Raw genomic sequence first — 22,299 nt, forward strand, 5'->3', positions numbered from 1 at the left:
TGGTCGGTACAACTGGCCGTCGCGGGGTGGTGCCCCCCGGGGGGGTGGCGCGGGGGGCTGGGGGGGTTCGCTGCCCGGCTCGCCACCACCGAACGAGACGGACGGCGGCCATTTCGCCTGCCGGACTATAGCCAATGATAAAGAAACTACGATCGCGGATAACGACCCGTCAGGATCCCTCGGAACCGGCCAAGAAGGGCACGCTGGTGCACGCCTGCGGTCCCGAACCCCTGCTGCGGGCGGTGCAGGAGCAGCGCGCGGGCTGGCCGTCCGGCACACTCGGCGTCGAACGGTTCGCCCCGGTGCGGGCGGCTGACAGAGGAGGCCGGCGTCGACGTCGACTTCTCGTGCCGGGAAGGCACATGTGGCACCTGCGAAACCGACGTACTGGACGGCACACCCGACCACCGTGACTCGCTGTTGACCGAGGACGAACGGGCCGCCGGCGACACCATGCTCATCTGTGTCTCCCGCTCGCGCGGACCTCGACTCGTCCTCGACCTCTGACGCCGATCACCTTCCGCTCAACTTCATCAGCGCCGAGCAGCGCGACCAGGCACTCGCGGGGCTGTCCTTCACCGCTGATCTCGGTGACATGGCCGACCGTCAGTTCGTCATCGAGGCCGTCGCCGAGAACCACGACATCAAATCCGGTGTCCTGCGCCTTCTGGACAAGGCGGTCGAAGACCCGGACGCGGTGCTGGCCACCAACACCTCCTCGATCCCCGTCGTCGACCTCGCCGTCGTCACCGAGCGGCCCGAACGGGTCATCGGCCTGCACTTCTTCAACCCCGTCCCCGTGCAGCGGTTGGTCGAGGTCATTCCCGCCCTCGTCACCGACGCCGACACGCTGCGGCGCACCCGCGACCTCGCCGAGCAACTGGGCAAACAGGCCATCCAGGCACCCGACCGTTCCGGCTTCGTCGTCAACGCCCTCCTCGTGCCCTACCTGCTCAGCGCGGTACGGATGGTGGAGTCGGGCTCCGCGCAACCGGACGACATCGACCGGGGCATGGAACTCGGGTGTGTGCACCCCATTGGACCGCTGCGCCTGCTCGACCTCATCGGCCTCGACACCGCCCAGGCCGTGGCCGAGTCGATGTACGAAGAGTAGAAGGAGCCGCTGTACGCGCCGCCGGCCCTGCTGCGCCGGATGGTCGCCGCGGGTCACCTCGGACGCAAGAGCGGCCGCAGGTTCCACACGTACGACGCCTGACGCTCCTCCCTCGTTCGCCGGTGCCCGCCAGTCCCTCGTCCGATCGACGCTCTGTACGCGAATGGCTCAGGGCCCAACGACGGCCGTTCGTATGCCTGTTGGGAAGGGCTTCGAATCAACACCGACCCGTCGGTCAGGGGCCATCGGGTGGTGAAGCGGAGCCAGTGGCGGCGGCCGGCGCTCACGAGCTGGGCGGCGGCGGAGAACAGGCGCAAGCGGAGCTTCTCAGGGTCCCCGGCGGCGGGTTCGGCCGGTCAGGCCGGCACCGCCACCGAGGCCCGTATGTCCTCTGCCGCCCAGCAGTTCGCAGCCCTGGCCGAACAGACCGCAGCCCGCCTTGGCCGCGGGCGCGGGCGGGGAACTGCCGCCGGAGCAGTATGTGCTGTATGCGGGCGTTGCCGGGCCCTGCGCTAGAAGGTCAGGTTCCAGGCGTCGATCTTGCCTGTGTCGGAGGCGGCGTTGTCGTTGACGCGCAGCTTCCAGGTGCCGTTCGCTACCTCCGAGGAGGCGTTCACGGTATAGGTCTGGGCGATGTTGTCGGCGCTGCCGCCGGAATGGTTGTGCAGCGTGTAGACGGTGCCGTCCGGCGCCACCAGGTCGACCTGCAGGTCACCGATGTAGGTGTGTTTGATGTCAACACCCACCTTGAGGGTGGCCGGGGCATTGCCGGTCACGCCGGTGACGGCGATCGGGCTCTCCACGGTCGCGTTGTCGTTGACGGCGAAGTCGGCGAGGTTCTCGAAGTACGTGCCGGGCGGCGGGGTGGTCCCGACGGCCTTGAGGGCGTCGACCTGTCCCTCGCCGAAGAAGGCGTTGTTGGCCGTCGTACCCGTGCAGCGGCTGTCCGAGGGGCAGGCGATGTCGTTGGCCTGGGCGGCCAGCTTGGCGCGGATCTGCGCCGGGGTGATGCCCGGGTTGGCGCTGGCGATGAGTGCCGCCACGCCGACCACGTGCGGGGTGGCCATCGAGGTGCCGCTCTTGCTGCCGTAGCCGCCGCCGGGGACGGTGGAGTACACGCTGCTGCCCGGCGCCGCGACGTCGATGACACTCTGCCCGTAGTTGGAGAACGAGGCCTTGGTGACGCCCGTGCCGTTGGCCGCGACCGTGACCACGCCCGGCAGCTCGGTCGGGATGTCGAGGCAGGCGTTGGTGATGGTGCGGGTGACCGGCGTCGAGTCGTTCGGGCTCGCGGAGTCGGTCGTCTTGTGGGCGAGGTCGTAGTTCTCGTTGCCCGCGGCGGCGATCTGGAGGGAGCCCTTGCCCTCGGCGTACTCCTGGGCGCGCTTGACGCCCTCGATGATGGCGGCCTGGTCGATGTTGTCCGGGCAGTTGAACTGCCACGGGTCCGTGTAATAGCTGTTGTTGGTGACCTTGAAGCCGTGGTCACCGGCCCAGACGAAACCGCAGATGGTGTTCTCGGCGAAGAAGAAGGCGTTGCCCGGCTCGGCGACCCGGACCGCGGCGATCTTCACCCCGGGGGCCACGCCGACGACGCCCTTGCCGTTCTTCGCCGCGGCGACGGTGCCCGCCACGTGGGTGCCGTGCGTGTCGACGTCCCGCCAGGCGCCGGCACGGGTGTCGGGCTTGCCGTAGGCGCAGGAGACCGAGTCGGCCGCGTCGAAGTTGGGCGCCAGGTCCTGGTGCTGGTCGTCCACACCGGTGTCCAGGATGCCGACCGTGACGGACGCGGAGCCCGGGTTCACGGCCCAGGCCTGGTCCGCCTTGATCTGGCTCATGTCGGCACGGACTGGTTCTCCGGCCGGGGTCGAGGCCTGGGCCGGATTGGCCGGGAGCGCCGGGTTGTAGGCGTCGGCCGGGACGTCCGAGGTGCGCGTGGCGCCGACCTGCTGCACGCCGGCGACGCCGCGCATGGTGGCGGCGAAACCGCTGGACGCCGAGTGCGCGACGATCACCCCGATGGCGTCGAAGTTCGAGAAGACGGTGCCGCCGTTGGCCTCGATCCCGGAGCGGACCGCCGAACTGTCACCAGGAGCGGTGATCACGAGATAGGCACGCGTGCCGGCCACCCATGTCGCACTCTGGGAAGCCGCCACTGCGGCCGGAGCGGGGGCCTTGGCGGCCGGCGCGGTGGAGGGGACGACGGGGAGCGTGCCCGCGAGGGCGCCCGGGGCGCCCAACGCGAGGACGGCGCCGAGCGTGGCCGCTAGCACCAGCGTGCGTCTGGGTCGGCTGGATATGTCGGGTATCAATGCGTCCTCCGGAGACGGCCCGGCCGTGCTGAGTGCACCGGCCGGGCCGTACGAAACGAGTGGTGGATGCAAGATGTCAGGTGCATGCCCCTGTTCGGAAGTACCTTTCCGCGCAGGGACGTCGCAGGGGCTTGGCTGAAAAGCGCCACTGGAAGTGCCGGCGCAGTACCGGATGGCCACCACCTAGCAGATGCACAGAGTGATCGCCCCCTCTGTACGCATCGAGCAGACCCAACGGCGGCCGGCCCGACCGCACGTTGAGGGGCTGGTGGACCGCATCACCCTGCCGCAGGCCGGAAGGAGCCGGGGGTGGTTCCCCACCTCGTACGGCGTGCCGCTCGACTCGGGTGGCCCCAGATGCGCGGGCTCCGGCCCTCCAGGGACCGTGTCCGAACCGACCGCCGTGCGGCCGAAAGCCGGCCACACGCCGACCAGGACCGCGCTCGGCTTCCTTGAGGACGCAGACGTCCAGCGGCGAGCCGTGCACGCCCTTGGACTGGACGACGACACCGAGCAGGCGTGCCGTCGTACAGTCACCGCCCTCACAGCACTGCCGGCGGACTACCGCACCGGCCTGGTCCGCCACCGCGCCCGGGACCTGTAACTGGCGTCGTACGGGAACTGTGCGACGTCATGGCAGGCTGACTCGTTCTGGCGGTAGTTGGTGACGTCAATTTGGCCGGTCGAAGGCCGAGTTGTACGCCGCGCTGCGGCGCGACTCCCGCGATGGCAGGTCGAACCAGGTGTTGCACTGCAAGCACGGCGTCACCTGGAACACGGTCAACAAGGCCCTGACCTCGGCTTGGCCGCAGCCACGCACGACAACCGCTTCGGCGCGGGCCGTCGAAGCTGGATCCGGTCACGCCGCTGATCGACGAGCACTCCTCGTCCGAGGCGTTGCGTTGCGTTGCGTTGCGTTGACCACTTGAACCCGTACCGATGAGAGGGCGCAAGCGGCCTGCGAGCAACCGCGCGGTCCCGCCAGGGACTGAGAGTCCGGTGTCTATACCTTGCTCGCGACCACCATGTAGTTCTCGGCCTCAAGATCGAACGTGCTCACTTCCGTCTGGAGTCCGACCCGGTGCAGCTCGACTTCGAGTTCCTCGTACCGGTAGGGCCAGCAGGACAGCAGTTCCGAGCGGACAAGAACCAACCCGGTCGCATCAACTTGCGCGATCGCAATCTCGATGTGGTGCTCCTCATCCCAATGCGGCGCAATCTCCCAGCGGTAGACCACGACGGCATCGCGACCGTTCCGGCGGACGAGTCGGTCACTGAACTCCAGCCGGGAACCTCTGGCCCTCACGAGTTCCCAAGTGCGGGATGTGAGTACCAAGCGCCCGCCGGGGCGCAGAAGCCGTGACATCGACTCCAGAGCAGCACCCCTGCCTGTCGCGCCCGCGGCATGGTGAAGCGAATTGCCAACGCAGAACACCATGTCGAACGTGTTGTCCTGGAAATGGTCGGGCAATTCTTCCCAGTTCGCCCGTACGGCCCGGACGGATGCCCCGAACTCCTCAGACAACTCTGCAGTCCGACGAACCATCGCCTCGCTGGCGTCAGTTGCGACAACCTGCATGCCCCGACCGGCGAGGCCAACCGCCAACTGTCCGGTTCCACACGAACAGTCGAGGACGTGAGCGTTCGGCGGCAGGAGTTCGAGGACGTCGTCGAACGACGCAGCGAACTCGGCTGGAGGCAACTTTGCATCCGAGATGAGCCATTCGTACACCTCGGCAAGCACGCCATAACCTGTCACAACCACTCCCCCCGTCACGCGGCAGACTCACGGTAGGACGTCAGTCCATCAGCGGAGCAAGCCGGGCACCAATGGTTTTCGCAAGGATGGCTCTGACGGTGTTTGCGGATTGTCAGTTGTCTGTCCGAGTGGAGGTCACCGGCTGTCCGTGCTACCGCCTCCTGACCGTTGACGAAGGGTTGGCGATATGCCGGAGACGGCCGGACGGTCCTGGAAACGTTGGAGCGGGGCCACAGGTGTGCAAAGAGGTGGTGTCGTCCATCGAGAGGTTCGGCGCACCCGGCCGCTACCTACTACCCAAGCCTCAATGGGCCTTGAAGGTGCATTCCATTAGTAGTTCTTAGGGGGCATCCGGCCGACTTGGAAGCAGCGTTGCCGGCTCCAAGTCGCGGGCTCCCCGCCACAGCGTCTCGAAGAACTCCCGGCAGTGGGCGAGGTTCTCTCGGTCTTGTTCGCCGCCGTCCAGGGACCAGCGGTCCAGCCGGGAGCCACCGATGATGTCCAGGAGATCGCCCTCGGCGGTGTCCGGCCTGGGAACTGCAGCAGCCTCCGGGTCAGGGCGCAGATCCAGCTTGTAGAGCCCCTCGTACATCACGCCGCTGTTGATGAAGTAGAGCTTGCGCAAGGGTGACATGTGCAGCACGCGAAACTCGACCGTGAGTGTCCCTTGTCCGCGCTCGGCCATCCGCCCTATGTGGGCCTTCAGGCTTCGCTCGTGCTCCATGACCATGTGCCTCAAATGTTCACGGAATCGGGGAGCGTCACAGACCTTGCCTGCGGCTCCCACCTGGCCCGGGACGTCGATCTCCTCGGTGAAGTCCGGTACCAGGACGCGTAGATGCACTCGACGCGCGGGGTCCGGGTTCAAGTGATACAGAAGGCTCTTCACCATGGTGGCGAACGTCTCGCCGGTCAAGCCCATCGCCGTCAGCTGCGCTTCTCCCCCGGCTTCGAGCGCCTGCCGGATCTCTGCTTGCAGCGCCCCTTGCGTGGCCCGAGGGCGCAACACCTGGTTCAGCCGCTGCAGTTCGTCCTCAAGGCGGCGCACCGTGGCGGTCAGGGACTCCTCTGTCTCCTGCTGTGTCGCGTGCGCAGCGTTCAGACGCTGGACCTCGCTGTAGAGCACGTAACCCACCGCGGTGAGTAGTGCGCCGCCCAAGTACACCTTGTCCTGCAAAGCGTCACCGAGAGGCTTCACCAACTGGGCTACCAAGCCCAGGGCGACGACAGCAGCGAAAACGATCTTCGTGACGGTCGACTCCGCACGCACCCATATGCCAGCCAGCCTCTCGCTCCACGAAAGCCCCGTATCCGACACAGCGTCCCCCCGGCGTGCACCAATGTCGCCTTCTGTACCCATGGTGCCCGTCAAATCAGCAGATGTGCCCGGATAGTTCACCACCAACGCCCATCAGCCGCAGCACATTGCGCCCCTCGGCCGGCTGTCACCACGAAATCCGGAGATGGCCGACGCCGCAGACCAGGGGCTTTCGTCTGAGTCAGGGGTCGGGATGATGGCCCTCGTTCGGGGCTGACAGTCTTGGGCGATGAGACCCCTGAAGACGTCCACAGAGGCGGAACTGCGGCGTCTGCTCAATGAGTGGGACCCGCTCGGCGTCACTCACGATGTGCAGCACGAGTACGACTGCATGCTCGCTCCTCTGCTCCACCGGCTCCGTTCTGGCGCCCGCCGGACCGAGATCGGCGAGTTCCTGCGGCAGGAGCTGGAAGAGCACTTCGACCTCGACCCCCTGGGCCTGCGGCCAGACGCAATGGCCGTCCGCGTGGTCGACTTTGGGCGTCGGTCGGTCCAGCTGAGGACGTGGACGGCGCACAGCCGCTCCTTCCGATCGCCTGATCGTTGATCCGGGTGTGCCGTTGACTTACGCACAGTGGGCGCCGATCGCGCCTTACTCGGCGAAGCACCGACTCTCGCGCCCGGCCTCCGGACGGGCGCTGCCGAACACCAAGACCGCGACCCACCCCGATGCCCGATGGGTCTTCCCCGCCCGCCAGGCTGGACAACCCGTGACCCCGGAAGCAAGGGCACCCCGGCTCCGTCACATGTTCGAGGCGGTCGTTGCTGGTCAGCAAGCGGTAATAGAGGGGGCGGAGACAGCACGGATGACCTCGTGGACGTCGGTGCCCTCAGGCACCTCGCCCCGGTCGATGGCTTGCTGGACGCAGGGTGCCCACTCCTTGACGCGGATGTCGTAGAAGCGGTGCAGGGCCTCGGCTGTCTTCGCCTCGCAGGTGGCGGCGGCGATCACTGCCTTGAACAGCGCTCCTTGCCGCGGGTCGGCCAAGGTGCGCTCCACGAGCCGGGCGTTGGCCTTGAGGTCACCGAGCAGTGAGCCGGTCTCGGTACGGGGCAGTGACTGCTCGGCCATGTCCACCAGCAAATCGGCCACCAGGCCGGTCACCGTTCCCCAGCGACGGTAGACGGTGGTCTTGCCCGCCAGGACGGACCGTCCCCGGATCCGCACCCTCAAACCCCATAACGGAACTCCAGTTTCGTTACTCGCTCGCGCCTGCTACATTGAGGCTCCACGCTAACGGAACTTCAAGCCCATTAGTCAGATCGGGCGGCGAGAGGAACAGCCATGGAATACAGGCGGCTGGGCACATCCGGCCTCAAGGTCCCCGCACTGAGCTTCGGCGCCGGCACCTTCGGCGGCCAAGGACCGCTGTTCGGTGCCTGGGGCAACACCGACGCACAAGAAGCACGCCGCCTCGTGGACATCTGCCTCGACGCCGGGATCACGATGTTCGACACCGCCGACGTCTATTCCGGCGGGGCCTCCGAGCGGGTTCTGGGCGAAGCGATCAAAGGCCGAAGGGACCAAGTGATCGTGTCCACCAAGACCGGCCTGCCGATGGGCGACGGCCCAGGCGATGCGGGCTCCTCCCGTTCGCGCCTGATCACCGCATGCGAGGACGCCCTGCGCCGACTCGGCACCGACCACATCGATCTGTTCCAGCTGCACGCCTTCGACGCCGGCACGCCGATCGAGGAAGTCCTGTCCACACTCGACGATCTCGTACGAGCAGGGAAGATCCGCTACCTCGGCATCTCCAACTTCTCCGGCTGGCAGGCGATGAAGTCCCTCTCGATCGCGGAGAGATACGGTCACCCGCGCTATGTCGCCCATCAGGTCTACTACTCCCTCGTCGGCCGGGACTACGAATGGGAGCTGATGCCCCTCGGGCTCGATCAGGGTCTCGGAGCCCTCGTCTGGAGCCCGCTCGGCTGGGGACGACTCACCGGCAAAGTCCGCCGCGGCCGGCCGCTACCGGCCAACAGCCGACTCCACCACACCGCGGACTACGGGCCGCCGGTCGAGGACGAACACCTGTACCGCGTGGTCGACGCCCTCGACGAGATCGCGCAGGAGACCGGCAAAAGCATTCCGCAGATCGCCATCAACTGGCTGCTGCAGCGACCGACCGTCTCCTCCGTCATCATCGGCGCCCGCAACGAGGGCCAGCTTCGCCAGAATCTCGGTGCCATCGGTTGGGCGCTCGAACCCGACCAGATGGCGAAACTCGATGCGGTGAGCGACAGAACAGCGCCCTACCCGTACTTCCCTTACCAGCGCCAGGAAGGCTTCGCCCGCGTCAACCCACCAGTTGTCGCCCCTCCGCCTGCCGCATGACCTCGGCGTCAGGTAGCTGGATCGTACAGCCGCGGCATCCCGGACTCGGACTGAGAAATGCTGCCTTGCCCCATGCCTGCCCGGGGCCCGGACAGCCCCGATGACAGTGTTTCCCTCTATCCGCCTGCTCGTCGGCACGACCACAGACGGTCGTCACGGAACCTCACGCGCAGAGGAATACGCGACAGCCGAATTCGCGAAGTCGCCAGTACGAGACCCCGTGCAGGCCGCTCGCGCACTCGCCGGCCGGAAATGCGGCACGGTTCAAATGACGCTCCCCACCAACTCACCGGACGCCGTTACCGGCCGTGATCATCAGGTAGGCGCGGCACAGAGCTCGGTGACGATCGTGAAGGAGGTGGTCACCATAGGCACCGCCATCGCCGGAGGCATCACCGTGTGCGTGGTCTGGCCGTGCGCCATGCCGTTGCGGATCTGCCGGCCGTAGTCGAGGTATTCGGCCTGCCGGGCCGTCAGGACCCCATCTTCGGCACCCTTCTTGATGAGCTGGTAAAGCGGCTTCTTGCCCGCGTCCGGAACGCGGTCGCGCAGCACGATCTCCACCGCGATCAGGGAGTGCATGACCGCCACGGTGGAGAACTCGTAGCAGTAGTACGACTGGCGCAGCAGTTCGCGAGCCGTATGGAGTACGGTCGCCGCGGCCTCCGGAACACCCGCGGGCACGACCAGGTCCTCAACAAGGTCGTGCATGTCGGCGTAGCTGTCGACGAAGAGGCGGGCGCGTTCGTCCGGGACCGGGAACGGCAGCCGCGGCGTGGTCATCTCCGTAGTCTCGCAGCTGTCTTCCCCGGGCGGCAGCGGCTTTCACCGGCTGCGCGCAGGGTGTCGGTGCCGGGACGGAGATCTCTCCCCTGCCGGAATGGCCGTATGTCGCACGTAGCGAACCCGGTCCAGGCCGTGGCCAAAGTCTGCGGCTGTCCGTTGCCCACTTCCTCAGCTGGTTGCCGACCGCCTGGAGAGCGTGGGGCTGACGCCGGGCAAGGCAGGCGCGGTCGTGTCGAGCAGAAGCAGGGCGTCATAGTCGGGACTGCAGGGTTCGGCGGTATGGACGCCGATGCGCTGCCCGGGGGTGCCTTCGACATGTAGTGACTGCGAGGTGAGGGTGACCGTTCCGACCTGTGGGTGCTGGCACGTCTTGTGGGCGGGCTTGGATCCGGTCAGGGCCGGTGATCTGGTCGTCGCCCCGTCAAAGACGCCGACGCCGAAGATGAGTTCAGAAGGCGCCCTGCTGACGGCCGGACCAATGTTCACGAGTTCGGGAGGCACCCGCCGAGAATGATCTTGTTAGAGTCCAGCCAAAGGGTGTTCAACGCGTGGGAGGTGGTCAAGCGATGACCCCCGAGGAGCAGGAACTGATCATGGGCCTGGCGGTCGGACTGGGTGATGGTCCGACGCGCACGCTCGACGAGGTGCTCGCCCACTTCCGCGAGTCCGACGGCGAGGCCCTGGCGCTCCGGCTGCTCCGGGACGCCATGGAGCGCCAGGACGCCGATGACGTCGAGATGGCGCTAATCCTCCATGCCGCCGCCGGCGCCTCGGTCGAGGAGTTCCTGGAGGCCTTGACCGAGTTGTTCCCCGCCGACTGGCACAGGGACCACGAGGACATCGTCGGGATGCTGGGCAGCCTCCGCTCGCCCCGTACGGTGCCGACGCTGGCCCTGGCGACCCACTGGGTTCCCGAGCACCTGGACTGGGACGAGAACCGGGCGCTTGCGGTGAAGGCGATCTGGGCTCTCGGCGCCATTCCCGGCCCGGACGCCCGGGACGCCCTCGAGGGCTTGCGCGACGACGAGAACAAGACCATCCGCGAGAACGCGCTGAATCAACTCGCACGCCGCGGCGAACTCTGACCGTGGAGTCGTAGCCGCTCACCCGGAACGCCCGGCCGCGTTTCCTCGACCAGGCGTTCCGCCCAAGATCAATCGCACCAGGACTTCCTGTACCTCAGCTACTCACGGGATGTCGCACAAACCACCCGCCGGTCCGTGAGTGATTCCCAAACTCATCGACATTGATCAAGGAACCGGCCCACGCGGTGACTCCCGAAGCCGTCGACGGATGACTTCCGTTCTCGTGTACAAAGCCAGAGGGGCAACGCTGAAAGAGCTCGGTGTCCGTCCAGCTCTGGAAGGCAGGTGCCATCGGTGTTGCGGCCGACGACCTCCGCAGCAACCTGGCCAGTGCTATCGAGCGCCCGTGCGAGCCTGTGCGAGGATCGCGAGGTGAACGATCTGCACTTCCGCCTTGCTGAGAAGACCGAGATTGCCACTCTCGTCCGTCTGCGTGACGACGCTGCCCGCTGGATGCTCGCCCAAGGCATCACCGGCCAGTGGCAGCCCGGTCAGCTCGACGAGGACCACTTCCGCAGGGTCATGGCGAGTGGTGAGGTCTGGCTCGCCGAGGCTGATGGCCGCGTGGCCGGGGCTTGGGAGCTGTGGTGGGAGGACGAGGACGCCTGGGGACCACAGCCGCCGGTGGCAGGCTACGTGCATCGGCTGATGGTGGACCGCAGCAACGCCCAGCCGGGGGTGGGACGGTTGCTGCTGCGTGCCGCGGAGCGTCGCATTGCCGCGACGGGGCGGGCGCTCGTGCGTCTGGACTGCCTCTCTGGCAACGCGCGTCTGAACGCCTACTACCTGGACGCCGGTTACCGGGCCGTCGGCCACAAGGCAGGAAAGCCGCAGCCGGGCGGTGCACCCAAGTCGTTCACCCTCCTGGAGAAGACCTGCGGGTCAGTCGCCGAGGCCGAGCAACTGTAGCCCGAGGGACACCCCGCTGAGGACAACGATGGCGGTAGAGCCGCTGACGGACGATCTACCCCGCAGACTGCTGCCCACGACCAGCGTGAGCACCCCGGAAGGCCAGCACACCAGCCCTTTGACCTGTGACTTCAAGTTGGCGGAGGCTCGGTGCGGTAGGGAAGATCGAGTGCGGCGCGTCGTGGTGTGCGCGGAGGGCCGGGCATCATCGAGGGTGCGCACTGCGTGCGGCGCGGGACATCGCGATGCGCGCCAAAGGGGCGTCCACCGTCATCCGGCGCGCACCAAGGGCGGAGCCACTCGATGGGCTCCACCCGACGTCGTGCGTCACCGCCCCCGCACGCGCGCGTACGCATCGCGGGGTATGGCCGCAGGAACGTCACCTTGATCATCGGGAGTCGCGCTCGTCATGCGCTTATGTGTCAGGCGGGCATGTGTCATGCGGGCAAGGCGGCAAGCCAGTCGGTCAGGAACCGGTTGATCTCCTCGGGGCGTTCCTGCTGAATCCAGTGACCGCAGCCATCAAGAATGTGCGAAGAGACCAGGCCGGGCAGAGTAGTGGGGTACGCCTTGATCGCGTCGGCCATCCAGGCCGTCGAGGCGTCCAGGGCGTCTCCCACGAACAGCGACGGCTGGGTGATGGGGGCGCCGTTGTAATCTGCCAGATCCTCCCAGTCCCGGTCCATGTTCCGATAGCGAGCCAGTGCCCCTGCCATACCGGTCCGTTCGAACTCCGCGGCGTAGACATCCAGGTCGTGCTCGCCCAGCCAGGACGGCAACCGGCCGGCCGGGAACCGGTCACCCAGCCTGCCGCCGTGGCTGACGAAATGAGGATCCGGCGTGCCCGGTGCGGGCATGGTGTCGGCGGACAGGGCAGCGTAAAAGCCCGCGAGCCAGCCGCGCACATCGGGCTCGATCTCCGCCTCGGCGCGGCCCGGATGCTGGAAATAGGAGACGTAGAACTCCTCCGCCCCGCCCATCTGCGCGAAAGCCTCACTGGGCCTCGGTCCGCCAGGCGGAGCGTAGGGCACGCTGAGCAGCCCGACCGCGCGGAAGACATCGGGCCGAATCAACGCGGAGTTCGCGGCTATGGTCGCTCCCCAGTCGTGCCCGACGATCACCGCGGACTGCTCCCCCAGCGCGTGCACCACCGCAACGCCGTCCTCCACCAAGTTGAGCATCCGGTACGCGTCCACCGCCCCGGGCCGGGAGGAGCGACCATAACCGCGGACATCCACAGCCACCGCGCGATAGCCCGCCGCGGCCAGTGCCGACAGCTGATGGCGCCACGAGTACCAGGACTCCGGGAACCCGTGCACAAGGAGAACCAGCGGACCGCTGCCCTGCTCCACCAGGTGGATCCGACCGGCAGGTGAGGGCACCAGACGGTGGGTGACGCCAACGGCGGTCTGTGGCATGGATCCTCCTGGGCACAACACGGATGGCCGGCGCCGGCGACCGGACCCGCGCCACTACTCTCACGCTCCGGCCAAGGGCACCGGCAATAATCATTCAGTGGGCAGCTCACCCAGCGCGACTCCCGTTGCCGGTTCAGCAAAAGCCGACCGCCCCGCAGACGACCTTCTCCACAGACCCGCCCTGCACCCCGTGAGCGCTCCGAAAGCCCGTCACACCAACCCATTGACCTGCGTCATCAAGTTGTCGGGGGCTCAGTCCGGCTTCGTAGGCGAGTACGGACGCCGCCTGTATCCCAGTTTGGACACCACTTGTCGACCACAGATCCTGGAAACGTTGTTGAGAAGTAACACCGCTGCGGAGTGGACGCAGCGAACCTATTCGGCGGGTTCGGCGATCAGTGCCGTACCGATCTTGCGGAAGCCAAGTCGCGCGTAGATCTGTGCGACGTCGTTGTCACCTGCCGATAGGAAGACGGTTGCCGCGCCCCGCGCTCGGGCATCGGCCACCAGTGCCGCGGTGACCGCGAGTGCGAGACCGCGACGCCGAGCCGTGGGGAGCGTTCCGACGCCGACGATCTCGGTGATTCCTGCGAGCGGTTGGTGCTGGCCCGCCGACAGTACCGATCCCTGCTCGACAGCTGCGGCGACCGCCGTCAGACCTGCCCGGATACGCGCGATCGCCCGTTCCACCGATCCGTCGGCGGCACGGGCGTCGACCGCTTCTGTCAATTGCGGTGTTCCCGCGTGACCGACGTGGGTTCCAGGCTCGGCGAAGGCAAGGTGAGGAACGGCCAGGGCGCTGGGCAGGATCGGATCATCCGCGCCGATGATCCGCACCGATATGTTCCGGGCAGCACTTGCAGTGGTGCTGCGGGAGTGCCGGGATCGAGCCCCATCAGTGGATGTTCGTGGACCACGAGTCCGGACTTCTCAACTGCCGACCGCAGCGTTGGCGTGGTCTCGGCGACCCATTCCAAACTCTCCAGGATCCCCAGCTCCCGCTGGCGGGCACGGACCTTGTGCACGTCGGTGGCCTCCAGCGGCCCTGACCACCCGCGTGCGGGACGTGCGTAGAACGGCCAGCCCGGGCCTTCCCGCACGAACAAGGTGAGCGGCCCGTGGTCTTCGACACGGGCACCGTGGCGTGGGACCGCGTCGTAGTACTCCTCGATCCGGTCCAGCAACGTCCCCTCAGGGTGATCGTCAAAATCGGCAGAAGTCACACCGGGCATCCAAGCAACAGAGCCCCAACGACGCCACGTCATTTCGACCTGCTCGCAGAGCACTCCAGCCTCCCACCGCAAGCACCTTGCCCAGGCCCGGTTGAGCGCTCTGTGCAGAGAAGTGGGTGCGACGCTCCTCCGCCAACTGGTCGTTGAACCGGTCGGGCATCCCGGAGCACGGAGAGACCCCGGGCCGCAGATGCCCCGGGGTCTCGTGCGCTCAAGGATCGGATCGTGACCTGCCGGGGCCTCGGGGGCGGCTGCCGGCCTGTCCGGGGTGTTCGACGGTGGTAGTGGCCGGATTTCGTCACCGGTGGGTTACAGCTCGGAGTGTGGGAGAACTGTCGACTCCACGGTTCCGTCTGGTGTGACGGGGGCGGCGAGTAGCCGTGCTCCGGGCAACTGGGAGTCGGGGGACAGCATGCGGTACGTGAAGGTGATGCCTGGTTCGGCGATGGTGGTCGTCGTGGCTTCGGCGGCGCTGGCGGTGGCGGGATGTCAGCCCGGTGGGGGCGGTACAGATACCGGGGACGGCGGTGCCACCCGGTCCGGGGCCGTCAGCTCAGCGGCCTCCTCCTCCACCCCCGGCTCCCCGAAGCCCGGCAGCTCCGTCTCCGGTTCCTACACGCCCTCCGCCTCCCGGCCCGCGCCCGCCGACTCCGCACCTCGGTCGTCCGCACCCGCTTCGGGCGGTTCGGCGGCGGCCTGTGCCGCGGGCAGTCTGAAGGCGACCGCCCGTCAGGCCGCCGTGCGGCCGGCCGGTACGGGCACGGGGGCGGCCGTCGTCGAGTTCACCAACGTGTCCGGACGTACGTGCGTCCTCACGGGGCACCCCACGGTGGCCGGCGCCGGGAACGGCTCTCCCGAGATGAACGTGCCACTCACCGTGAAGCCGACCGGAGCCGCAACGCCAGCGACGGTGGCCCCCGGCGGCAAGGCGTGGGTGAAGCTGACGTTCGTGCAGGTACAGGGGGAGGCCGACGGGTACTGCGTGTCCGGTTCGGCGCCCGTGGTGTATCCCACGATGGTCGTCCGGCTGCCGGGGTCCGGGGCGCACCAGGTGGCCCTGGACGACGGGCAGTTCGCCGAGTGCGACGACACCGTGACCGTCACCGCCGTATCAGCGGTCAGGCCTTCCTGACCCATTCCAGGCGTAACACCAGCGCGCGCAGCATGACGATGTCGAGCGGAACGGTGTCTGTTCTCACCGGCCGCCGATGGTGGCGGGTCCGGCGTGGATGACCTGGATGCGACCTGGCGCCCCGCACACAGGGGCGTCATCGCCATCAGGCGCGCCGTCGATGAACAGCACGACTCCATACGCCGGGCTCCACGGGGAGGTCTGGCGAACTCCAGGGGCCTGTGGCTTGCCCGAATGGCGCCAGGGTCAGCAGTCGACGACGGCCCGCCCGAGGGCTTCGGGGGTCGAGTGCCCCTGCGCTGGCGGCCCTTTGTCGGCGTGAGAGGTGCAGCAGGTCGTCCACGAGGATGCGCCCGGCCCCCGACCACGGCTGAACCATTGAGGTGACCTGCCGTTGACGTCCTTCACGACCTTGCCGTCAGGATCGTGAGAGGCATCGGTGGACCACCGGCAGGGCAAGCCCGTCGTTGATGTCGCTCTCCGCGTTGCGCAACTGGCGCAGCTCATTGGACATCCTGACGCGCCGCCGGTTGCCGGGGTTCGAAAGGACGGAGTAGCGCAGCGCAACCCACCGCGCTCGTTACAGCACCCGGCAGCGCAGCACCGCGAGCGGATGCCGTCTCCTGCGAGCAGAGACATCCGCTCGGCGTCGCTCATCAGATGGTCGACCGCGTGATCACCCCGAAAGGCCAGGATCAGCACCGGGAACTCCTCGTCCGGCGACCGAACCTCCACGTACCCCTGGCCGCAGGACCGCAGGTCGTTGAAGCGGTCTGACAGGTCCTTCACCTCTGAACGTCTCTCAACCGGGTGGAACAACCCAGATTCCGGCGACATCGCCGCCCACATCACGCTCATCCAGCCCCCTTCACACAAGCCGTCGCCCGCGGTCCAGGGCCGCGCTCCCACGTTCCGCCACGACAGGACTACTGGGACGGGGGGCATGATCGTGTTACGAGCTCCTATGAGATGGATTCCCTCGCTGCAAAAGGCAGTTCGGCTGCGTGTGGGCCGCTACCGGAGTTCGATGGCCTACGAGGCCGCCGGGAAGTCTCAGCCACCGGTCCCTTCGCTGATGTCGGAGACGACGATGTAGTCGATGAAGTAGTCCTCGAACTCGTCGTCGGTGAACTCGCCGACCGCCCACAGGTCCTCGATGTCGTCCCAGTACCCGCGGGGGGCGTCGATGCGCAGGGGTGCGGCCCGTCAAGTGTCGCGCTCGCATTCGTCGCCGCCTGTCTTGACCTTGACGATGCCGCTGAAATCGTACCGGCCGCGCTTGATGTGGTCGGGGATCGGGTTTGGCCCACAGCCTCGAAGCCCTCGGTCAACGACCCGTAAGCCAGTCCACCAAGTCATAGACCGCACGGCAGTAGGGATCGTGGACGTCCCTTCGCATTCGCTCCAACTCCCCCGTTTCCAGGAGTACCGGAAGCACAGCATGTGCTCCTGTGACACCAGCAACAACAGAGCCGTCTTCGTCGCGAAGGGGAAGGTCGACACCGAACGGCGGAACGTCCTGTGATGCGGGGGTGTCCAAGTAGAGCCGACATGTCGCCTGATCGAGAAGCAGGAAGCCACGGAGGCGAAGCTCCGCCGACTCATCCGGCACCTCGGAGACGGAGAAGGCTGCCGCCGCAGCCCGCAGGGCATCGGACAGCTCGAACCGCGGCTGGTCGACGAAACGGTGAACAGCGGCGCAGGCGTCGATCACGGGAATTCCGAAGGCGTCGCGCGGTGCCCTCTCGACCTCACCTTCAGCGCAAGCGGCCACTTCGCTACGCAAGGCGGCCTTTAGGTCTCCTGAGGGAATGTTCCCTTCGTGCAAGTCCGTGAGTGGCATGTCGAAGGCAACCGACGTGTCCAGTTGCTCTCCGTCCCACAGAACAACCCGGACGACGCCGCGTCGCTCCGGGGCACTCACGACACCACGCACCAGCCGGACTCCCTGCCCGGTTGCGACCGCCGTGACGCTGCTCAGCATTTCGTGTGCCAGTTGCGCCTGCAGACTGGACAGGCCCGTCTCGTCCCACATCATCAGTTGGTCCGTCACACTCGATTCAACGCGTCAGGGCACCTGTTGACACCCTGGCAGTAAGCCGTGATCACGCCGATCTTGTCGTCATGGTCAGCGAGCTTGTACCTGTGGTCAGCGGTCTCCCAGTGGTACTGCGCAACGACCTTCACGCGAGCGAGAATGATGCCGAGGCGGTCGTACAACACAGCGCCGTACAGCTTCCGGGTCGCTGTACTCCCCCTCTCGGGGTGCTCGCTGACCGCTACCTTGATGACCTTGCTGGTGTGGATGTTGTGCGGTCCGGAAAAGTGGACCCATCCGAACGTTCTGTTGCCCTGCCGGGTGGGGATGTAACGGCCGTCCGCGTCATGGCCGGCGAACCTCACCACGCTCCAGTGGCTGCTCACGGCCTCAGCTGCTGCAGCCCCCGAATCACCCGCCACGGCAGCAGAGTCCGCCGCGATGACCTTGTCCGTGTTGTCCGCTACGGCCGAATCTGCCTGTGCGACTACCTCCGTGACAGCTTCGTACGTGAGTCCTTGCTGAGCGGCCTTGTCAGCTCCGAAAGTCTGGACGTACTGCTCATCAGTCGCAAGGAGAAGTTGCCCATCCCCCGGACTGACCGGTGCGTCACTGCCAGCCGCATTGGTTCCTGCAGACGTTGAAGTCCGGCCGGCGACGTCGGGAGCATCGAAGCAATCGGGAGTCACCCCAAGAACAACGGATCCCAACAGTGCGAACGAAGCCACCTCGACCTTCAATCGTTCCCCCATATCCCATATCCCTGAATCGAAAATATTACTGACACCAGCAATACGTCGTGGTCAGCGGCGTAGCGCGCGCTCAAGCTACCTGCGAAAGGGTCCGATCGTCCACGCAATTCAATGATTCCTGAACCACCATGACAACTGGAGCCCAAGGGCTCTGCTCACGGCCCCTTGATGCGTTCGGCGCCGGCTGACTCGCCTCGAGGTTCCACCCTGCAGGGTCGAGTACGACGTCAGTACAGATCTCGGCGAAGAACTCGCAGTGCCCGGCACCTGCTGGTGCCGCTGAGGCCGTCCAGCCGTCGGCAAAGTCGTCGCTCCGGCCGAAGCCGCGTAGGTGGTCCATACTTCCCAAGAGGCAGCAGTCGATCCTCCGACCGTGCACGTTTCGAACCTGAACGTGTATGAATGCGGCGAACTTTGTGAACTCGACCTTGCCGACGCCTCTGACGTACACGGCTTCGCGTTCTGTCTCCAGGCCCTCCGTCGCCGCGCTACCGATGTGCCGTAGAACACGGCGCGCTTCCTCAAGCCGGTTTCCAGTCGTGCGCTGCTTCGGTCCGAAGCCGCCTTCGAGGCCGGTGGGTGAGAGGACGAAGGTCCGCTTCGGCGTTCCTCCCAGTCGACGCCTTTCTCCTCGGCAACCCGTTGGACTGCTCGGTCTGACCAGTTCACAAACCGGCCTACCTCGTAAGGGGCTGCCATTCGACCTCGAATTCGTCGGTGCAAGTCGGCTTCCGGAGTGGGGCCAGAGTGCCACTCCCGGGCTTGCTCTTCGCGGGATCAGCCGGATTCCCTCCCCGGAGGGGGCAGGCACCTTGGGGACGGCGCCGGGCGAGAACAGTGGTTCCGGCACCCTCGGGCTGTACCGGTTCCAGGCTGAAATCGCTGCGCAAGCCTGTCTGTCCGTGCTCACTCACCAGGACATCGAGTACGTCGTCTGCGAGCGGCACGAGGACTTCGTCGTCGGTTTCAAGGGCGGAAGAGACGAACTGGGTTCGGTGAAGCACCGTCAGTACCGCAGGACGCTCTGGAACGTCGGTGACCTGTGCCAGGACGGGGGGCCTGACCCACCTCTTGAACAGTTGACGTGGATGCGGCGGTGCGAGCAACGTCCAGCTCGTGTGCAGCCGGCTCACGGTACCCACCTTCGCCCGTCGTCAGCTGCCGGTGAGCGCTCTCGGAGGGGCGAACCTCCGCAAAGAACTGGCGTGAGGGCTCGTGTCTCCCGATGAGGCCGGCCATGCGGAGAAGCTCCGCGCGACGGGTGGGACGGGAGTGCGGCCGAACGCCTTCACTGCCGGGTGAGCGGGAAGCTGAGGACTCCGCGGTCGTGTCCGACGATCAGGTCCGGGCCTTCGATGGCCAGGCAAGTGAGCGTCACGTCCAGGTCGATGTGCCGTAGCGCGCCGGTCTCCGGTTCCCACACCCGAAGCCGGTGACCGTGACGGGTTCCGTGGACCAGGACCGTGCGCCCGCCCTGCAAGGCGGCGGCGATGATCGGCACGCCGAAGGTGCCTGTGGAGCTGGGCAGACCGTCCCCGATCGGGGCAGCGGTGACGGGATCCCACAGCATGACCACGCCACGGTCGTCTGCCGTGGCCAGAACGGTTCGGTCGGGTGTGGGCACAGCCGCCACGGCCGCCGCCCGGTGGTCGGCATCGGCGAGCGCGCGTGCACTCGGCTGCACGGCGGCGCCCCGGTCCCAGGGGTCGTCGACGGCCGGATCCCACACGTGCACGCGGCCCGCGGTGTCCGCGGCCGCGATCAGCGTGTGGCCCACGGAAATCGGCACAGCGGCGACCGACCGGATCGGACTGCCGTAGGGATTGAGACGCCCCACGCACTCACCGCTGTCCGGTTCCCACATCCGGACGGCGCCTCGGGGGGTGGCGGTGACGAGCAGGGTGCGGCCGTCGGGGACGACAGCGGCGCACATCGCGGTCACCCCGCCGAGCCAGTCGCCGGCAGGGTCACGAACCGGCTGCCCGGTGACAGGGTTCCACAGGGCGATCGTCCCGCTGTCGCCTCCGCTCGCCAGAAGGACGCGGCCCTCGGGCAGGGGCAGGGCCGTCATGGAGCGGACACGGTCAGGATGTCCCAGCAGCGGGTCGTGGACGAGTCGGCCGTCGGTCACGTCCCACAGGCACACCACACCCTCGTCCCCGGCCCCGGCCACCAGGGCCGGCCCACCGGGGCGGGACACCACCGCCAGTGCCTCGACACCTCCGGATGAACCGGGTGCGGAAGCGGAGAACACCGATATACGGCTCCAGAGTGTGCCATCGGCTGCGAGCAGCGCGTTCTCCTCCTGCCGGAACCGGGTTGCTGCTCCGCCTGTTCGTCCGGCCTCCGCCGGACGCTGCTGGGGACGCGCACCGTCCGGGCTCGCCACCAGGCCGTCGGCGATCGTCCACGTCTGCTCGCAGCCCCAGCAGCAGAAGTATCCGGTGAGCGTCATCAGCCGGCGGGCCAGGTCCCTTGCGTCCTCTTGTGGGGTGCCCCTGACCGCGACCATGCCGGCGACCAGGCACAGGACAGCCTGTGCCGGTGTGCCGGGAGACACCCCGGTCACCGCGACTTCGCGCGCCACCCGCAGGAAGGGCTCCCAGCGCTCCCCCAGTGCCTCTTCCTGCAATGCCGCGGCGGCCTCGCCCCAGGGATGCCCTTCCTGCCGGGCGCGGGCGGGGTCGGGCAGCCCTGGAGCCTCGACGGGCAGACGCGCCGGATCCACGAAGAAGTTCGGGATCTCGGTTTCGCTCCCGCAATCGGGACACGACAACAGGAGGCCACTCTCCCGGTGATCCAGAAACTGCCACAGCGCCTCGCCCATGGGGTGGCGGGCCAAGGCCACGCAGGAGAACACAAGTTGGGCACAGACCTGCGCTGGAGCACCGACGGTGAGAAGGCTTCGAGTGGCCGCCCGCTCGGCCAGACCCAGTGCGGCGCCGAATCCCACCTCGAGATCGGCCGGGACGGGGGGCAGGTAATCGGCGGTCACGATGAACCCCAGGTCCACCCAGAAGTCCACGGTCTGTTCCGGAGGCAGCACCGCTGCCGCCTCGACGAGATGCGGCAGGACCGCATAAGCCCCGTCGGCAACGACTCCGTCATCCAACAGGCCGCCGGACAGGTCCGTCCAGGTCCGCCGCCAAGCATCGCCGCCCCCGGTGGCAGCCGCGGAGGCCAATTGCTCCAGGAGCACCTGCAACTCCTCGAACTTCACACCGTCGAAATCACACCAACGAGGGCTGTCCAAGGGCAGCTTCGGAATCATGGAGCGAGTCTCGCAGGAGGCACTGACAATCAGGGGGCGGCTTGATGTCCGGGAGCCTTTCGCTCAGGTCATCGTGCAAGTCGATCGGGCCCAGAACCTGGGCGACGAGGACACGGCGTACCTGGCATTCTGGTCACATCGGGCCACGTCGGCGGGGTGTGCAGAGTCTCTTGGCGTCACCATCGCCGCCCCAGCCGATCCCGCCCGATCGCCCGATCGCCCGATCGGACAGGATCTCGTCACCTGGTCCTGAGCGAACTCAAGAACAGTCGCATTCAGTACCGGGTGGAGGAAACAGCACACATTTGATGCGGCCAGGCCTTGGACACCACCGGCGTCAACATCCTCCTCGCCGCCCACCGCGACCTCACCGAAGCCGGCGGCCGACTGCGCCTGGCCGCACCGACCGAAGCCGTGTTGCGCACCATCCAGATCGTCGGCCTCGAAACCGTCATCGCCTGCCACGCCACCCTGCGCCAGGACCTCGACACCTGAACCGAGCGGTCGTCACGATGCACCACTGCATCACGGCTGGCCGGAGCCCGCTTCGCGGAGGGGCCACGCTGCGGACCCCGGCCTCGTCAGTGCGGCCATTCGACTCGGGGCGAACTCCCGCGCGTCCCGAGTACCGCACAGACGATTCCGCGCGAGGCGTCGCGTCCAGGGAGTCCGCGGCTCCTCGCGCACGGCGGCCGTCGTCCATCACCGACCAGGGCGGCGGCCCTCCCCCACTCTTGCAGGCAGCTTCCCGCGCCATCCACATTTGAAAGGCGTACTTTCCCTGCGTCTTTGCACCGCCCGCAACGGACGAGACGGCTTCCCTGCCCCCGTCCAC

The 22,299-nt window shown here is 67.2% G+C and carries 17 protein-coding genes and 3 pseudogenes; 9 read left to right on the forward strand and 11 right to left on the reverse strand.

The features are described from left to right. Positions 1-194 precede the first annotated feature (194 nt). Positions 195-507, forward strand: a pseudogene (locus ACFYRX_RS17010) (flavin reductase family protein); the annotation flags it as partial. A 25-nt stretch (positions 508-532) separates the two neighbouring features. After that, positions 533-1,216 (forward strand): annotated as a pseudogene (locus ACFYRX_RS17015) (3-hydroxybutyryl-CoA dehydrogenase); the annotation flags it as partial. A gap of 410 nt (positions 1,217-1,626) precedes the next feature. Here ACFYRX_RS17015 and ACFYRX_RS17020 read toward each other — a convergent pair. After that, on the reverse strand, positions 1,627-3,387 hold the full coding sequence (locus ACFYRX_RS17020) for a S8 family serine peptidase (protein WP_389100249.1): 1,761 nt from the start codon (positions 3,385-3,387) through the stop codon (positions 1,627-1,629). 424 nt (positions 3,388-3,811) lie between these two features. Here ACFYRX_RS17020 and ACFYRX_RS17025 point away from each other — a divergent pair, with 424 nt between their 5' ends. Further along, positions 3,812-4,030, forward strand: coding sequence for a hypothetical protein (locus ACFYRX_RS17025; protein ID WP_389100251.1), 219 nt, complete (start codon positions 3,812-3,814; stop codon positions 4,028-4,030). 399 nt (positions 4,031-4,429) lie between these two features. Here ACFYRX_RS17025 and ACFYRX_RS17030 read toward each other — a convergent pair whose 3' ends face one another. Both ACFYRX_RS17030 and ACFYRX_RS17035 read right to left on the reverse strand, forming a co-directional pair. Further along, complete coding sequence (locus ACFYRX_RS17030) at positions 4,430-5,185, reverse strand: class I SAM-dependent methyltransferase (RefSeq protein WP_389100253.1); 756 nt, start codon at positions 5,183-5,185, stop codon at positions 4,430-4,432. 340 nt (positions 5,186-5,525) lie between these two features. Beyond that, positions 5,526-6,587, reverse strand: coding sequence for an ATP/GTP-binding protein (locus ACFYRX_RS17035; RefSeq protein WP_389100255.1), 1,062 nt, complete (start codon positions 6,585-6,587; stop codon positions 5,526-5,528). A gap of 145 nt (positions 6,588-6,732) precedes the next feature. Between ACFYRX_RS17035 and ACFYRX_RS17040 the strand changes: the two genes are divergently transcribed. Then, positions 6,733-7,050: a hypothetical protein gene (locus ACFYRX_RS17040; protein WP_389100257.1), complete on the forward strand. Its 318-nt coding sequence runs from the start codon at positions 6,733-6,735 to the stop codon at positions 7,048-7,050. A gap of 202 nt (positions 7,051-7,252) precedes the next feature. Here the strand turns inward: ACFYRX_RS17040 and ACFYRX_RS17045 are convergent. Beyond that, positions 7,253-7,656: pseudogene (locus ACFYRX_RS17045) on the reverse strand (TetR-like C-terminal domain-containing protein); the annotation flags it as partial. Positions 7,657-7,788: 132 nt separating this feature from the next. Here ACFYRX_RS17045 and ACFYRX_RS17050 point away from each other — a divergent pair. Beyond that, positions 7,789-8,841: an aldo/keto reductase gene (locus tag ACFYRX_RS17050; protein WP_389100259.1), complete on the forward strand. Its 1,053-nt coding sequence runs from the start codon at positions 7,789-7,791 to the stop codon at positions 8,839-8,841. A gap of 315 nt (positions 8,842-9,156) precedes the next feature. Here ACFYRX_RS17050 and ACFYRX_RS17055 read toward each other — a convergent pair whose 3' ends face one another. After that, positions 9,157-9,624: a hypothetical protein gene (locus tag ACFYRX_RS17055; protein ID WP_389100261.1), complete on the reverse strand. Its 468-nt coding sequence runs from the start codon at positions 9,622-9,624 to the stop codon at positions 9,157-9,159. Positions 9,625-9,795: 171 nt separating this feature from the next. Further along, a complete protein-coding gene (locus tag ACFYRX_RS17060; protein ID WP_389100263.1) occupies positions 9,796-10,128 on the reverse strand; it encodes a hypothetical protein in 333 nt (110 codons plus the stop codon). A gap of 65 nt (positions 10,129-10,193) precedes the next feature. On the opposite strand from ACFYRX_RS17060, the gene ACFYRX_RS17065 reads away from it, so the two are divergent. Continuing rightward, positions 10,194-10,712, forward strand: a complete 519-nt coding sequence (locus tag ACFYRX_RS17065) for a HEAT repeat domain-containing protein (protein ID WP_389100265.1) — start codon at positions 10,194-10,196, stop codon at positions 10,710-10,712. A 372-nt stretch (positions 10,713-11,084) separates the two neighbouring features. After that, complete coding sequence (locus ACFYRX_RS17070) at positions 11,085-11,621, forward strand: GNAT family N-acetyltransferase (protein WP_389100267.1); 537 nt, start codon at positions 11,085-11,087, stop codon at positions 11,619-11,621. 437 nt (positions 11,622-12,058) lie between these two features. Here the strand turns inward: ACFYRX_RS17070 and ACFYRX_RS17075 are convergent, their stop codons facing one another. Both ACFYRX_RS17075 and ACFYRX_RS17080 read right to left on the reverse strand, forming a co-directional pair. After that, positions 12,059-13,039 carry an alpha/beta fold hydrolase gene (locus tag ACFYRX_RS17075; RefSeq protein ID WP_389100269.1) on the reverse strand — a complete coding sequence of 327 codons (981 nt, stop codon included), beginning with the start codon at positions 13,037-13,039 and terminating at the stop codon, positions 12,059-12,061. 375 nt (positions 13,040-13,414) lie between these two features. After that, the gene (locus ACFYRX_RS17080) at positions 13,415-13,876 is read right to left on the reverse strand and encodes a GNAT family N-acetyltransferase (RefSeq protein WP_389100271.1); all 462 of its coding nucleotides are present in this window, start codon (positions 13,874-13,876) and stop codon (positions 13,415-13,417) included. 807 nt (positions 13,877-14,683) lie between these two features. Here ACFYRX_RS17080 and ACFYRX_RS17085 point away from each other — a divergent pair. Beyond that, positions 14,684-15,403 (forward strand): DUF4232 domain-containing protein, encoded by a 720-nt coding sequence (locus ACFYRX_RS17085; RefSeq protein WP_389100273.1) that lies wholly within the window; start codon positions 14,684-14,686, stop codon positions 15,401-15,403. A 1,327-nt stretch (positions 15,404-16,730) separates the two neighbouring features. On the opposite strand, the gene ACFYRX_RS17090 is transcribed toward ACFYRX_RS17085, so the two are convergent. The 3 genes from ACFYRX_RS17090 to ACFYRX_RS17100 form a co-directional block, all read right to left on the reverse strand. Next, entirely contained in the window at positions 16,731-17,441 is a 711-nt protein-coding gene (locus ACFYRX_RS17090) for a hypothetical protein (protein ID WP_389100275.1), read from the reverse strand. 11 nt (positions 17,442-17,452) lie between these two features. Then, positions 17,453-18,193, reverse strand: coding sequence for a hypothetical protein (locus ACFYRX_RS17095; protein WP_389100277.1), 741 nt, complete (start codon positions 18,191-18,193; stop codon positions 17,453-17,455). Positions 18,194-19,481: 1,288 nt separating this feature from the next. After that, entirely contained in the window at positions 19,482-21,464 is a 1,983-nt protein-coding gene (locus tag ACFYRX_RS17100) for a WD40 repeat domain-containing protein (RefSeq protein ID WP_389100279.1), read from the reverse strand. Positions 21,465-21,785: 321 nt separating this feature from the next. Between ACFYRX_RS17100 and ACFYRX_RS17105 the strand changes: the two genes are divergently transcribed. Continuing rightward, positions 21,786-21,959, forward strand: coding sequence for an STAS domain-containing protein (locus ACFYRX_RS17105; protein WP_389100281.1), 174 nt, complete (start codon positions 21,786-21,788; stop codon positions 21,957-21,959). The last annotated feature ends 340 nt before the right edge of the window (positions 21,960-22,299 follow it).

It is taken from the genome of Streptomyces sp. NPDC005374 (assembly GCF_042872225.1).
In the GTDB taxonomy this organism is placed as follows: Bacteria; Actinomycetota; Actinomycetes; order Streptomycetales; family Streptomycetaceae; genus Streptomyces.